Source organism: Streptomyces sp. APSN-46.1 (assembly GCF_022815725.1).
Lineage (GTDB): Bacteria > Actinomycetota > Actinomycetes > Streptomycetales > Streptomycetaceae > Streptomyces.
Genome location: NZ_JALGRF010000012.1, coordinates 102,176 through 114,276, shown reverse-complemented (window position 1 = coordinate 114,276; position 12,101 = coordinate 102,176). Strand labels below are relative to the sequence as shown.

At 72.5% G+C, this 12,101-nt stretch carries 10 protein-coding genes, 1 tRNA gene and 1 pseudogene; 3 read left to right on the top strand and 9 right to left on the bottom strand.

The window, feature by feature from the left end; all coding sequences use genetic code 11:
• Window positions 1-179: 179 nt before the first annotated feature.
• Window positions 180-1,721, top strand: a complete 1,542-nt coding sequence (locus MTF65_RS25620) for a DoxX family protein (protein WP_243631298.1) — start codon at window positions 180-182, stop codon at window positions 1,719-1,721.
• A 110-nt stretch (window positions 1,722-1,831) separates the two neighbouring features.
• Here the strand turns inward: MTF65_RS25620 and MTF65_RS25615 are convergent, their stop codons facing one another.
• From MTF65_RS25615 to MTF65_RS25595, 4 genes are all read right to left on the bottom strand, one after another.
• Window positions 1,832-2,617 (bottom strand): nucleotidyltransferase family protein, encoded by a 786-nt coding sequence (locus MTF65_RS25615; RefSeq protein WP_243631297.1) that lies wholly within the window; start codon window positions 2,615-2,617, stop codon window positions 1,832-1,834.
• 72 nt (window positions 2,618-2,689) lie between these two features.
• Window positions 2,690-3,106, bottom strand: a complete 417-nt coding sequence (locus tag MTF65_RS25610) for a hypothetical protein (protein ID WP_243631296.1) — start codon at window positions 3,104-3,106, stop codon at window positions 2,690-2,692.
• 272 nt (window positions 3,107-3,378) lie between these two features.
• Window positions 3,379-4,467, bottom strand: a complete 1,089-nt coding sequence (locus tag MTF65_RS25605) for an ABC transporter ATP-binding protein (protein WP_243631295.1) — start codon at window positions 4,465-4,467, stop codon at window positions 3,379-3,381.
• A 92-nt stretch (window positions 4,468-4,559) separates the two neighbouring features.
• The gene (locus tag MTF65_RS25595; RefSeq protein ID WP_308407228.1) at window positions 4,560-6,224 is read right to left on the bottom strand and encodes an RNA-guided endonuclease TnpB family protein; all 1,665 of its coding nucleotides are present in this window, start codon (window positions 6,222-6,224) and stop codon (window positions 4,560-4,562) included.
• Window positions 6,225-6,390: 166 nt separating this feature from the next.
• Between MTF65_RS25595 and MTF65_RS25590 the strand changes: the two genes are divergently transcribed.
• Window positions 6,391-6,466, top strand: a tRNA-Thr gene (locus MTF65_RS25590).
• Between the two features lie 85 nt (window positions 6,467-6,551).
• On the opposite strand, the gene MTF65_RS25585 is transcribed toward MTF65_RS25590, so the two are convergent.
• Both MTF65_RS25585 and MTF65_RS25580 read right to left on the bottom strand, forming a co-directional pair.
• Window positions 6,552-7,931, bottom strand: coding sequence for an FAD-binding oxidoreductase (locus MTF65_RS25585; RefSeq protein ID WP_243631294.1), 1,380 nt, complete (start codon window positions 7,929-7,931; stop codon window positions 6,552-6,554).
• Window positions 7,932-7,992: 61 nt separating this feature from the next.
• Window positions 7,993-8,397, bottom strand: a pseudogene (locus MTF65_RS25580) (alcohol dehydrogenase catalytic domain-containing protein); the annotation flags it as partial.
• Window positions 8,398-8,500: 103 nt separating this feature from the next.
• On the opposite strand from MTF65_RS25580, the gene MTF65_RS25575 reads away from it, so the two are divergent.
• Window positions 8,501-9,175, top strand: a complete 675-nt coding sequence (locus MTF65_RS25575; RefSeq protein WP_243631293.1) for a pentapeptide repeat-containing protein — start codon at window positions 8,501-8,503, stop codon at window positions 9,173-9,175.
• 64 nt (window positions 9,176-9,239) lie between these two features.
• Here MTF65_RS25575 and MTF65_RS25570 read toward each other — a convergent pair whose 3' ends face one another.
• From MTF65_RS25570 to MTF65_RS25560, 3 genes are all read right to left on the bottom strand, one after another.
• Entirely contained in the window at window positions 9,240-9,743 is a 504-nt protein-coding gene (locus MTF65_RS25570) for a hypothetical protein (protein WP_243631292.1), read from the bottom strand.
• A gap of 298 nt (window positions 9,744-10,041) precedes the next feature.
• Entirely contained in the window at window positions 10,042-10,665 is a 624-nt protein-coding gene (locus MTF65_RS25565; protein WP_243631291.1) for a response regulator transcription factor, read from the bottom strand.
• Window positions 10,662-11,777, bottom strand: coding sequence for a sensor histidine kinase (locus MTF65_RS25560; RefSeq protein ID WP_243631387.1), 1,116 nt, complete (start codon window positions 11,775-11,777; stop codon window positions 10,662-10,664). The genes MTF65_RS25565 and MTF65_RS25560 overlap by 4 nt, the downstream gene beginning before the upstream one ends.
• Window positions 11,778-12,101 lie beyond the last annotated feature (324 nt).

Below are 12,101 nucleotides of genomic sequence, written 5' to 3'. Positions count from 1 at the left end.
CCCCGCGGCTCTGAGGCCCCGCGGCTCTGAGCCCTGCTGGGCTTGTGCCAATTGGCTCAGGAAACGTGACCCGTGAGCGTGTCACCCCGCCCGTTTCGGGCGGGGTGGCTTGATCTTGACGGGTCTCGGACACATCCCTGCTGTCAAGGCAGTGTCCTAAACACCCATCACTCGGTTAGATGAGTGTGGACACCAGAACGTCAGGGTTCGACGACCAGCCCGCGCTGAGCATGGTCAAGGTGCCGTGCGACCCCGCACAGGTCATCGTCAACCACGCCAGCTTCCGCGTGCGGCTCGCACCGAGCCCGAGCGCGCGTTCCAAGCCCGCGAACGCCCCCGGCCGCGCGCCCGTCCTCGGCGGCGCCGTGGTCGCCGCCGCGGGCGCCACCCGCCGCAGAGCGCCCGTCGTCTGGAGCGGCAAGTCCGCCCCCGGTGACGCCGCCGCGGCCGCGGCAACCGGCGGACTCCTCCAGGCCGTACGCGAGGCCGGGCGCGACCGCGACGACTACGACGGCGGCGCCACCCAGGTCATCCCCCGGGTGGACCTGGCCCGCGACCTCGCCGCGGACACCCTCGCGAGGCCGACCGTCATCGGCCAGCGCACCTACGGAGACCTGGACGAGACCCGTCCGCTGGCCGCCGTACGGGACCTGCCGCGCGAGCCGGCGTACGACGCCTCGGACTTCGAGCCCCCGGCGGACCCCCGGCGGCCGGTCGGGGACGCGCGCGGGCAGTCCTCGTACTACCCGGGCCGCCGGATGAACCTCGGCGTCGTGCTGCTCCCGCTGCGCGTCTTCCTCGGCTTCATCTCCATCTACGCCGGCATGGGCAAGCTGTGCGACCCCGTCTACTTCGACGGCGGCGAGCGCGGCTCCATGGTCACCTGGCTCCAGACCCTGCACCCGTGGGCGCTGGCCGAGCCGCTGCGGGACTTCGCCCTGGCCCACCCCGTCGGCGCCGGGCTCAGCGTGGCCTTCCTCCAGGTCATCGTGGGCGTCCTGACCGTGTTCGGGCTGTGGCAGCGGTTCGCCGCCTGCGTCGGGGCGCTGCTGTCCGCGGCGCTGCTGATGACGGTGAGCTGGAAGACCGTCCCGGCGTACGACGCGCCCGACATCATCTACCTCGCCGCCTGGAGCCCGCTGATCATCGCGGGCGCCCCCGTCTACTCCCTGGACGGACGCCTCGCGGGCGAGGCCTGGCGCACCCTCGGGCCGCGCTCCGAGATCTGGCGGCTGCGCCGCCGGGTCCTGCGGCGCGGGGCCGTCATGGCCTCCGTCGTGTGCGGGCTCACCCTGCTGATCGGCTCGCTCCTCGGCGGGGCCGTCCGCTCCACCACCGTGGTCACCGTGCCCGGGCCGGGGCAGGCCCCGAGCAACTACCTGCCGGGCAGCCCGCTGCCGCGGGTGCCGGCCAAGCAGGCGCCCGCCAAGCAGCAGCCCTCGAAGGCCGCCGAGCCCTCAGCGAGCGCCTCCAAGCCCGCCTCCGCCAAGCCTGGCCGTACCACCTCGGGTTCCTCGACCGCCCGGGAGACCGCGGGGACCGGCTCCCAGTCGCCCACCGCGACGCGCGGCAGCACCGGCAGCCAGACCCCGCGCAGCAGCACCCCGCGCCAGTCCGCACCGCCGCCGTCCTCGCCCAGGGTCAGCGGCGGCGGCAGCACCGGCGGAGGAGGCGGGACGGCTCCGGCCAAGCCCGGCCTGGTCGGCGGACTGCTCGGCTGAGACCGGCCGTAGCTGAGACCGGCCGTACGAGAAAACCGGGGCCCGGTGCGCGAGAAGCGCGCCGGGCCCTTCGCCGTGCCTGCCGGCGGCGGGGGTGTGGGCGCGAGGCCTCAGGAGGGGCGCTGCGCGGCCAACTCCCGGGCCGCCTCGGTCAGGTCCTTGGCGGTGTCGATCGCCCGCCAGTAGGCCCCCTGGGGCAGCGGGAAGCCCGCCAGTCGCCGCTCACGGGCCAGCCGGGGGAAGGTGGTGCGCTCGTGGTCGCCCAAGTCCGGGAGCAGCGCGGTGAATTCGGGGCTGAACACATACACCCCGGCGTTGACCGGATAAGGCGACGGGGGAGCCTCGATGAAGTCCAGGATCTGCCCGAACTCGTTGGTCTCCACCACCCCCCACGGAATGCGCGGCCGGGCCAGCGCCAACGTCGCCACCGCCCCGCGCTCGGCATGGAACGCGGCCATCTCGCGCAACGAGAACCGCGTCCAGATGTCCCCGTTGGTCGCGTACCAGGGCCGGTCGCCGTGCGGGAGGTGCTGCGCGGCGTGCTTGAGGCCGCCGCCGCGCCCCAGCGGCTCCTCCTCGACGACGGTGGTCACGCGGAGCGGCAGCCGCGCCCCGGCCAGCCAGTCCTGGAGCACCTCCGCGAGATGCCCGCAGGACACCACGACGTCGGTGACCCCCTCCGAGGCCAGCCAGGCCAGTTGGTGGCCGATGATCGGCGTCCCGGTGCCGGGGATCTCGACCATCGGCTTCGGCCGGTCGTCCGTATACGGCCGCAGCCGCGAACCCTGGCCGCCCGCCAGGACGACCGCCTGGGTGGGGTAGGCCGGGAACGCGGCCGCGGAATCGGTGGATGAGGGGGAGGGGGCTGCGGGGACTGCCGGGGGAACGTCGGTCATGGCGGCCAGAGTAGGGAGGCCGGGGCTCCGGCGGCGGCCAACGCGACGTGCGTCAAGCGGTGTCGGCGGACGTCAGCCCATGGAGGCGACGCCGGACGCGTACGCGGTGTCGCACACGGGCCGGGCGAAGGACTGCGCCTTGGTGGGGCCGTACATGTCCACGGCGGCCCGTCCCAGTGCCCGCGCGATCCCCGCGCAGTGGTCGGCGAGCGACGACGGACGCCGGTCCACCTCCCGCTGGAGGTGCGTGAGGACGTCGCCCGGCGCCTCACCCCGCTGCAGCTCGCCCACCAGCTTGTCGCGCAGTACGTCCTGCGCGGCCGGGGGCTTCGCGGGGACGGAAACCCCCTCGGCGGAGGCGGTCAGGACCTGGGAGGGCGAATTGTCCGCCCAGGGGACCATGGTGACCGCGAGGGTCCCGGACAGGACCAGGACGACGGGCAGGACCAGGGCGAGGGAACGGCCGATACGGCGGGCAGTGTGGGTCACGAGGGCGAGAGTAGCGCTTGGTGAAGATTTGGCGACATTCAGTCACCCGGTCGGGGGATGGTTCGACGTGGCTTTTCGAATTACAGGTTGACGGATGGGGCCGAATGGGCCGGTCTGGCGGGATAACGCCGGTCCGCCGGCCGGGGTTACCGCCGGGGTCGCGGCCGGGCTGCGATCGGGCTGCGGCCGGGCCGGCGCGCGGCCGACGGCGGAACTCGGCACGAAGGGGCGCCCCTTGGCGGAGCGCCCCTTCATGTCACGCCGTGGCCCGGTCAGTCGGAGAGGCGCGCACCGGAGGACGTCGAGAACACGTGGATCTCGTCGGGGCGCGGAACCACGTGGAGGGACGCGCCCTTCTCCGGCACCTGGCGGCCGCCGACGCGCACGACGATGTCCTGCGAGCCCTTCTCCGCCGGGGTGGAGCCGTAGACGTACCCGTCGGCGCCGAGCTCCTCGACGACGTTGACGGTGATGGTCAGGCCGCCCGTGTCGCCGATGTCGAAGTGCTCGGGGCGCACGCCCACGGTGACGGTGCGGTCGCCGGCGTCGGCGGCAGCCGACAGGGCCTCACGCGAGACGGGGACGACGCTCTCGCCGAACTTCACACCGCCGTCGGTGATCGGGACCTCGACCAGGTTCATGGCGGGCGAGCCGATGAAACCGGCGACGAACAGGTTCGCCGGGCGGTCGTACATGTTGCGCGGGGTGTCGACCTGCTGGAGCAGACCGTCCTTGAGGACCGCCACCCGGTCGCCCATCGTCATGGCCTCGACCTGGTCGTGGGTGACGTAGACGGTGGTGATGCCGAGGTCGCGCTGGAGCGCCGCGATCTGGGTGCGGGTGGAGACGCGGAGCTTGGCGTCGAGGTTGGACAGCGGCTCGTCCATGAGGAACACCTGCGGCTTGCGCACGATGGCGCGGCCCATGGCGACGCGCTGGCGCTGGCCGCCGGAGAGCGCCTTCGGCTTGCGGTCGAGGTACTGGGTCAGGTCCAGCATCTTCGCCGCGTCCTCCACCTTCCTGCGGATGGTGGCCTTGTCCTCGCCGGCGATCTTGAGCGCGAAGCCCATGTTGTCGGCGACGGACATGTGCGGGTAGAGCGCGTAGTTCTGGAACACCATCGCGATGTCCCGGTCCTTGGGCGGCAGGTGCGTGACGTCGCGGTCGCCGATGCGGATGGCGCCGCCGTTGACGTCCTCCAGGCCGGCCAGCATGCGCAGCGAGGTGGACTTGCCGCAGCCGGAGGGGCCGACGAGGACGAGGAACTCGCCGTCCTCGATCTCCAGCTCCAGCTGGTCGACGGCGGGCTTGTCGCCGCCGGGGTAGAGCCGGGTCGCCTTGTCGAAGGTGACAGAAGCCATGGTGATGAATCCCTTCTACCGGCAGGAACGTGCCGGACGATCCGAGTGGAAGGAAGAATGGGTCTAGTCCAACAATCGGACTCCGCCCGACGCTACCTGCCAGGACGCCTCCTGTCAGCACCCCGGCTCCGGATTGTCGGTCCGGCCTGCTTCGATGCCCCATGAGCGTGCACGAGATTCTCCCGGCCCTTCCCGGCATCCGGACCCTGCGCGACCGCTGCCGGGCACTGGCCGTACTGATGAGCCCGTGGGCCGACGACGACCCGAAGCCCTGGCCGGGCCTGCTGGACGCGGTGCCCGCCGCCTTCCGCCCGTACGTGACGGAGCCGGCGTTCTGCGACGACGTCGCCGAGGGCCCGGACCGCGCGCGACGGTGGTCTTCTGGCGCGAGACGCCGGACACCCGATGGACCTGGACGCACTCGGCGGCACCCGGCCCGCCGGCAATCCGGCAGCCACCGTCCAGTACAGCCGCATCCCCTCGTCACGGAGGTTCACCGCCGCATTCGTGTCCCGGTCGTGGGTTGCCCCGCACTCCGCGCAGGTCCACTCGCGAATAGAGACGTCGAGCTTCGGCCCCTTCGCGTGGCACGCCGAGCAGCGCCGGGTCGAGGGGAAGAACCGGTCCACGATGACCAGCGTCCGGCCGTACCACGCGCACTTGTAGCGCAGCTGGCGCAGCAGCTCACCCCAACCGGCATCGAGTATCGACCGGTTCAGCGCGGCCTTGCGCCTTCGGTTCTCGCCCGTCGCCGCACCCAGGAGGTTGGCGATCGGCAGGTCTTCCACCACGAGCACTTGGTTCTCGCGCACGAGGTGGGTCGTGAACTGATCCAGCAGATCACGACGGACATCAGCGATCGAGGCATACAGCCGGGCGATCCGTTCCCGTACCTTCCCCCGGTTCTTCGACCCCTTCCGCTTCCTGTGCAGGCTGCGCTGCAAAGAGGCGAGTTGCTTCTCGTACTTCTTCAGCAGCCGTGGATGCGGCAGCTTCTCCCCGTCGTCCAGCGTCACGAGTGCCGCGAGCCCGAGGTCCAGCCCCACCGCCTTCGGCTCCCGCCCGCCCGGTAGGAACGCTTCGGGAAGTGGCGCGATCACTTCCTCCACCAGCACGGAAAGGAAGAAACGGCCCGCCCGGTCCCGCGTCACCGCCAGCTTCACCGGTGACTGCCCCGATGGCAGCGCCCGGGACCAGCGAACGTCCAGCGGGACCGACTGCTTGGCGAGCGTGACCGAGGCCGTGCCCGGGCGCTCCGGGTCCTCGACCCACCGGAATCCCGTGCGTACGTACGTCGCCGAGTCCCGGGACCGGTGTTTCGACTTCCGCTGCGGGTACTTCGACGACCCCTTGAAGAACCGGGAGAACGCCCCGTCGAGGTGCCGCAGCGACTGCTGGAGCACGGTCGACGAAGCCTCCCTGAGCCATGCGGTCGCCGGGACCCGCTTCCAGCCGGTCAGGGCCCGGCAGGTCTCGGCCAAGCCGAGCGATACCCGGTGTTCCTCCCAGGCCTTCACGCGGAGGGCGAGGCCCTCGTTGTAGACCCAGCGGCAGGCGCCGAAGGTCTGTGTGAGCTGGGCCGCCTGGCCGGGGGTCGGATAGAAGCGGAAACGGTAGACGCGCTGCTGTGTGCCTGGCTCTCTGACCAGGCCCTTCAGGGGTGTGGCTGCCCGAGTCCGGTGTTTGGCGCGGTCGCCCACGCCGAGGTGTTCGCGCTTGATGCGCCGGGCTTCCTCGCCCGATATGCGGTCCGCCATCGCCCCTCCCCCTCCCGGTCTGATCTTCGGAACGGCACGCCAGTCCGTTCAGCGAACGTATGCGTGAGTGGTTACGGGGCGGACATAGAACGTGATGGCTTGGGTAATCGGCCGCTGTGTAGAGTGATGGCGGCTCCGCTCGCAGTGTGTTTGCGGGTGGGTTCGTGCCGCCTTAGCTCAGTTGGCAGAGCGGTTGCCTTGTAAGCTCCAGGTCATCGGTTCGATTCCGATAGGCGGCTCCATACCAGGTCAGAGGCTTGTTGGCCAAGGGGATTCGTACAAAAGCGGAAGGCCCCGGGTGATCACCCGGGGCCTTCCGTCGTGTTGTCAGTGGCGGCCCGAGACTCGGTCGGCGAGGCGGGCCAGCGGGGCCGTGGACGGGGTGTGGGTGGCAGCTTCGTGGCGGTCCGCCTCGCGGTAGGCGGCGTACAGGGCCTGGACGCCGAGCCAGCGGAAGGGTTCCGGCTCCCAGCGGCGGACGCGGTGGTTGACCCACGGGAGCGTGGTCAGGTCCGTGGACTCGCCGAGGACCAGGTCGCGCAGGGTGCGGGCGGCGAGGTTGGAGGTGGCGACTCCGGAGCCGACGTAGCCGCCGGCCCAGCCGAGACCGGTGGCGCGGTCCAGGGTGACCGTGGCGCACCAGTCGCGGGGGACACCGAGGACGCCCGACCAGGCGTGGGTGATCTCCGTACCCGTGAGGGCGGGGAAGAAGGAGGTCAGGAGGGCGGTGAGGGACGCGATGGTGCGTTCCTGGGTGGTGCCGTCATGGTCCGTGCGGGAGCCGAAGCGGTACGGGACGCCGCGGCCGCCGATCGCGATGCGGTCGTCGGCGGTGCGCTGGGCGTACATGTAGGCGTGCGCCATGTCGCCCAGGGTGGCCGCGTCCGACCAGTTCAGCCGGTCCCACGTCGCCTCCGGGATCGGGGCCGTCACGATCATCGACGAGTTCATCGGGAGCCAGGCGCGCTTGTGGCCCTTGAGGGCCGCGGTGAAGCCCTCCGTGCAGCGCAGGACGTGGGGAGCGCGGACCGTGCCGTAGGGGGTGAGGGCCTTCCCGGCGGAGATCTCCGTGACCGGGGTGGATTCGTGGATGACGACCCCGAGGCGTTCGCAGGCGGCGGCCAGGCCCTTGACCAGCTTGAGGGGGTGGATGCGGGCGCCGTGCGGGGTCCAGCTGGAGCCGACGGCGTCGGCGACGTTGACGCGCTGGTACGTTTCCGCGGCGCCGAACAGTTCGCGGTCGGTCTCGCCGTAGGAGAGCTCGGTGGCGTGGAAGGCCTTGAGGCGGGTCAGCTGGGCGGGGGTGCGGGCGACTTCGAGGACACCGCCGCGGTGGATGTCGGCGTCGATGCCTTCCTTGGCGGCGACGTCGATGACCTCGGTGACGGTGTCGTTCATGGCGCGCTGGAGGCGGAGGGCGGCCTGGTGGCCGTGGAGCGCGGCGTAGCGGTCGCGGCCGGCGATGCCGTTGTAGAGCCAGCCGCCGTTGCGGCCGGAGGCGCCGTAGCCGCAGAACTTCTGCTCCAGGACGGTGACGCGCAGATCGGGCGCGGACCGCTTGAGGTAGTAGGCGGTCCACAGGCCGCTGTAGCCGCCGCCGACGATGACGACGTCGGCCGTGGCGTCACCGGTGAGGGGCGCGCGGGGTGGCTGGGCGGCGGTGGGGTCCGTCGCGTACCAGAAGGAGATGCCGCCGTTGATCGTCATGGGGGAGTTGCTACAGGGCGTTCCGCGGGGCTGTCCAGGTGCGGTGTGCCGGGTTTTGGGCGCCGATCGCAGGCCTGTTGGCTGATGCGGCGGCCGTCCGGCCGGCGGCGCTCCCTAGGCCGGGCGGGATGGGGTGGAGGCGTTCGGCGTCGGCGATGGCGTACTCGGCGTAGCCTCCGGGCGCGAAGCCGAGGTGGACGACGACGGCGCGGCCGAGCCAGGTGGGGTCGGTGCCGGGGCCGAGGGCGTCGACGGTGCCGGCGACCTCGCGGCCGGGGATCGTGGGCAGGTCGGGGAGCGGGGCCGGGGGGCCTTGGACGCCTTGGCGGAGGCTGGTGTCGAGGAGGTGGACCCCGGCGGCGGCGACGGCGATGCGGACCTGTCCGGCGGCGGGGGCGGGGATGGCGGTGCGCTCGTAGGAGAGGTTCTCGGCGGGGCCGAAGGCGTGGAGGCGGATGGCGTTCATGGTCGAGGCGGTCATGGCCTCAGGCTGCGACCTCAAGCGGAGTTGAGGTCAAGGGGCGGCGCCGTGCCCGGTCGTTGTCAGTGCGGTCGGTCACGATGGGGTGATGGTGCGAAAAGGGCGGGCGCAGACGGTGAAGGCGGCGCGGCGGCCGGAGGTGCGGCTGCCGGAGCTGGCGGCGTGGGAGGGCGGTGGGCTGGAACCGGACGGGGATTACGACGGGCTGGAGTTCGCGGACCTGGACCTGGCCGGGCAGGAGGGGGTGGGGGCCCGGTTCATGGACTGCGCGGTACGGCGGTGCGCGCTGGACGAGGCCGGTCTGGCGAAGGCGCGGTTCCTGGACTCGGTGCTGGAGGGGGTCCGGGGGGTGGGGACGGACCTGTCCGGGGCCTCGTTGCGGGACGTGGAGGTGGTGGAGGCCCGGCTGGGCGGGGTGCAGCTGCACGGGGCGGTGCTGGAGAGGGTGGTGGTGCGCGGGGGGAAGATCGACTACCTGAACCTGCGGATGGCGCGGCTGAAGGACGTGGTCTTCGACGGGTGCGTGCTGGTGGAGCCGGATTTCGGGGGTGCGGTGCTGGAGCGGGTGGAGTTCCGGGGGTGCGCGCTGCGGGGGGCCGATTTCTCGGGGGCGCGGATGGCGGACGTGGACCTGCGGGGGGCCGCGGAGCTGGACATCGCGCGCGGGGTGGACGCGCTGGCCGGGGCGGTGATCAGCCCGGGGCAGCTGTTCGACCTGGCGCCGGCGTTGGCGGCGCAGATGGGGGTGCGGGTGGTGGCGTAGCCGGCGGGGGGTGGGGCTGGGCGGGGCTGGCGGGGCCTGGGCTGGCGGGGCCTGGGCCGGCGGGTTACGCCGGGACGCGGGGGAAGCGGGCCTGGAGGGTCCAGATCACGGGGTTGTCGGCGAGGCCGTCGTGCATGTCGACGAGGTCCGCGATGAGGTCGTGCAGGAAATCGCGGGCCTCGCGGCGCAGGAGGCGGTGGCTGAAGGTGAGGGGCTCTTCCTCGGGCGGCATCCAGTCGGCCTCGATGTCGACCCAGCCGAAGCGGCGCTCGAAGAGCATGCGGTCGGTGGACTCGGTGAAGTCGAGCTCGGCGTACTGACGGTTGGCGGCGCGGCTGCCGCGGGGGTCCTGGTCGAGCTGCTCGACGATGTCGCAGAGCGCCCAGGCGAAGTCGAGTACGGGGACCCATCCCCAGGCTGTGGACAGTTCCCGGTCCGCGTGGGTGTCGGCGAGGTAGACGTCCCCGCAGAACAGGTCGTGGCGCAGGGTGTGGACGTCCGCCGAGCGGTAGTCGGTCTGCGGGGGGTCCGGGAAGCGCCGGGAGAGGGAGTAGCCGATGTCGAGCACGTAGTGATGGTGTCACGGGTACGGGGGCGGGTCCGCCCACGGTGGCGGTACGGGGCCGCCGCCTGGGCCGGGGTCGGGCGGGGCGGGGGCCGCCGCTGCGCGGTGCCTTCTCCCCGCCCCGCCCTTTCTCCGTTTCTCCCCCAGCTACCGCTGGGAGGTGCCCCCAGGGGCTCCGCCCCGGACCCCGCGCCTCAAACGCCGGCGGGGCTGGAGATGCCCGGGCCCCGCGCCTCAAACGCCGGCGGGGCTGGGGGGCGGCGGGGATGGAAGACGTGGGGAGGGGTTCCGGTTTCCCCGGCTAGGGGAGGAGGCGTTGTTCTTTGGCTACGGAGACCGCGCCCGCGCGGGTGTCTACGCCGAGTTTGTCGTAGATGCGGCCCAGGTGGGTTTTGACCGTGGCCTCGCTGATGAAGAGGGCCCGGGCGATGTCGCGGTTGCCCAGGCCCCGGGCCAGTTGGCCGAGGATGTCCAGCTCACGGTCCGTCAGGGTGGGCCGGGCTCCGCGCATGTGGGCCATCACGCGGCTGGCGACCGGCGGGGAGAGGGTCGTACGGCCCGCCGCCGCCGAGTGGATCGCGGCGAAGAGTTCCTCCGGGCGTTCCGCCTTGAGCAGGTAGCCCGTGGCGCCCGCGCCGATGGCCCGGGTGATGTCCGCGTCCGTGTCGTAGGTGGTGAGGACCAGGACGTGCGGGGGCCCCGGCAGGGCCGTGATGCGGCGGGTGGCCTCGACCCCGTCGATGCCCTCGCCCAGCTGGAGGTCCATCAGTACGACGTCGGGGTGGAGTTTGGCGGCCAGGGCGACCGCCTCCTCGCCGCTGCCGGCCTCCCCGAGCACCTCGATGTCCGGCTCGCTGCCCAGCAGGGCCAGCAGACCGGCGCGGACGACGACGTGGTCGTCGCAGAGCAGGATCGTGGTCGTCATCCGGTGGGCTCCAGGGGAATCGAGGCGGAGAGGACCGTGCCCTCGCCCGGGGTGGATTCGATCGTCAGGGTGCCGCCCAGCTGGCTGACGCGGGCGCGCATCGCCGGCAGGCCGTGGCCCCGCGCCTCGGCGGTGCCGCGCGTCTCGGTGAAGCCGTGGCCGTCGTCCGCGATGTCCAGGACGACCTGGTCCCCCAGGAAGCTCAGGGTGAGGGCGGCGGTGCGGGCGCCGGAGTGCTCGCGGACGTTGGCCAGGGCGCCCTGCGCTATGCGCAGCAGGGCGGACTGGACGCGGTCCGGCAGCGGGGCGGGCACGCCTTCGAGATGGAAGCGGACGTCGATGTCCGGGCCCGCGTCCAGGCCGCGCAGGGCCTCCGCGAGGCCCGCGCCGCCCGCCAGCTCCGGCGGGGCCAGGTCGTGGACGAGCCGGCGCGCCTCGGCCAGGCCGCGCGCGGTGATCTCGGTGGCGGTACGGACGTGTACGCGGGCGGTGGCCGGGTCGCTGTCCCAGGTGCGGTCGGCGGCCTGGAGCAGCATCTGCTGGCTGGACAGGTGCTGGGCCAGGGTGTCGTGGATCTCCATGGACAGCCGCTGCCGTTCGGCGAGGGTGCCCTCGCGGCGCTCGGTCGCGGCGAGTTCCCGGCGGGTCCGGATCAGGTCGTCGATCAGGACGCTCTGGGCCCGCGTCTGGCGCTCCATGTGGACGAAGACGGCGGTGGCGAGAGCCGCGATCGCCGGCGGGGCCAGCAGCAGGTTCGGGTCGAAGGCCGTGGCGAGCTGGAGCTGGGCGGTGACCACGAAGACGGTCAGCAGCGCGACCAGGACGATCGCGGCGCGCGGCGGGAGGGTGCGCAGGGCGGTGTAGAAGAGCGGGACCGCGCACCAGGCGAAGCTCGGGGCGAGGACGACGAGCACCACCCACGTGGCGACGACCAGGCCGAGCCAGAGCAGCCGCCGCAGGGTCGGCGCGGCGCCGAGGGCGGGGCCGAGGACGTACAGCAGGGCCAGGGTGATGCTGAGCGCGATGATCCACGGGGTGCGGGGTTCGCCGGGGTGGCGGAGCAGGAAGCGGGCCACGGAGGCACCGAGGAGCAGGAAGAACGCCGTGTGCATGACGGCGGCCAGCGCGCGGGTGTCGGACTTCGCGGCGGGCACTGCTGGCACGGCGGGCTCCCGGGGTGGTGGTGCTTGCTTCCTCCATCCTGCCTGGACGGGGACGACGGCGCTGACCAGCCAATCCGTACCGGCACCCGGTCCGCATCGACCGATCGGCTGACCCCGGGGTCAACCGGTGCGGTAGCCGTCGCGAGCCGGTACGGGGACGGGCGGAGGCGGCTCGCGGCCACAGGCTTGGAGCGGCAAGGGGAGCAGCGAGACGAGCCGCGCCGCGAGCCGCCCCACGAGCCGCCCCACGAGCAGACGTTCTCAGGAGCAGAC

What these genes read in the sequence shown, in the direction of transcription:
- MTF65_RS25605 (WP_243631295.1), bottom strand. Translation starts at nt 4,467, where the DNA reads ATGGCTTCTGTCACCTTCGACAAGGCGACCCGGCTCTACCCCGGCGGC.
- MTF65_RS25620 (WP_243631298.1), top strand. Translation starts at nt 180, where the DNA reads ATGAGTGTGGACACCAGAACGTCAGGGTTCGACGACCAGCCCGCGCTG.
- MTF65_RS25615 (WP_243631297.1), bottom strand. Translation starts at nt 2,617, where the DNA reads ATGACCGACGTTCCCCCGGCAGTCCCCGCAGCCCCCTCCCCCTCATCC.
- MTF65_RS25560 (WP_243631387.1), bottom strand. Translation starts at nt 11,777, where the DNA reads ATGCACACGGCGTTCTTCCTGCTCCTCGGTGCCTCCGTGGCCCGCTTC.
- MTF65_RS25565 (WP_243631291.1), bottom strand. Translation starts at nt 10,665, where the DNA reads ATGACGACCACGATCCTGCTCTGCGACGACCACGTCGTCGTCCGCGCC.
- MTF65_RS25575 (WP_243631293.1), top strand. Translation starts at nt 8,501, where the DNA reads ATGGTGCGAAAAGGGCGGGCGCAGACGGTGAAGGCGGCGCGGCGGCCG.
- MTF65_RS25585 (WP_243631294.1), bottom strand. Translation starts at nt 7,931, where the DNA reads ATGACGATCAACGGCGGCATCTCCTTCTGGTACGCGACGGACCCCACC.
- MTF65_RS25595 (WP_308407228.1), bottom strand. Translation starts at nt 6,224, where the DNA reads ATGGCGGACCGCATATCGGGCGAGGAAGCCCGGCGCATCAAGCGCGAA.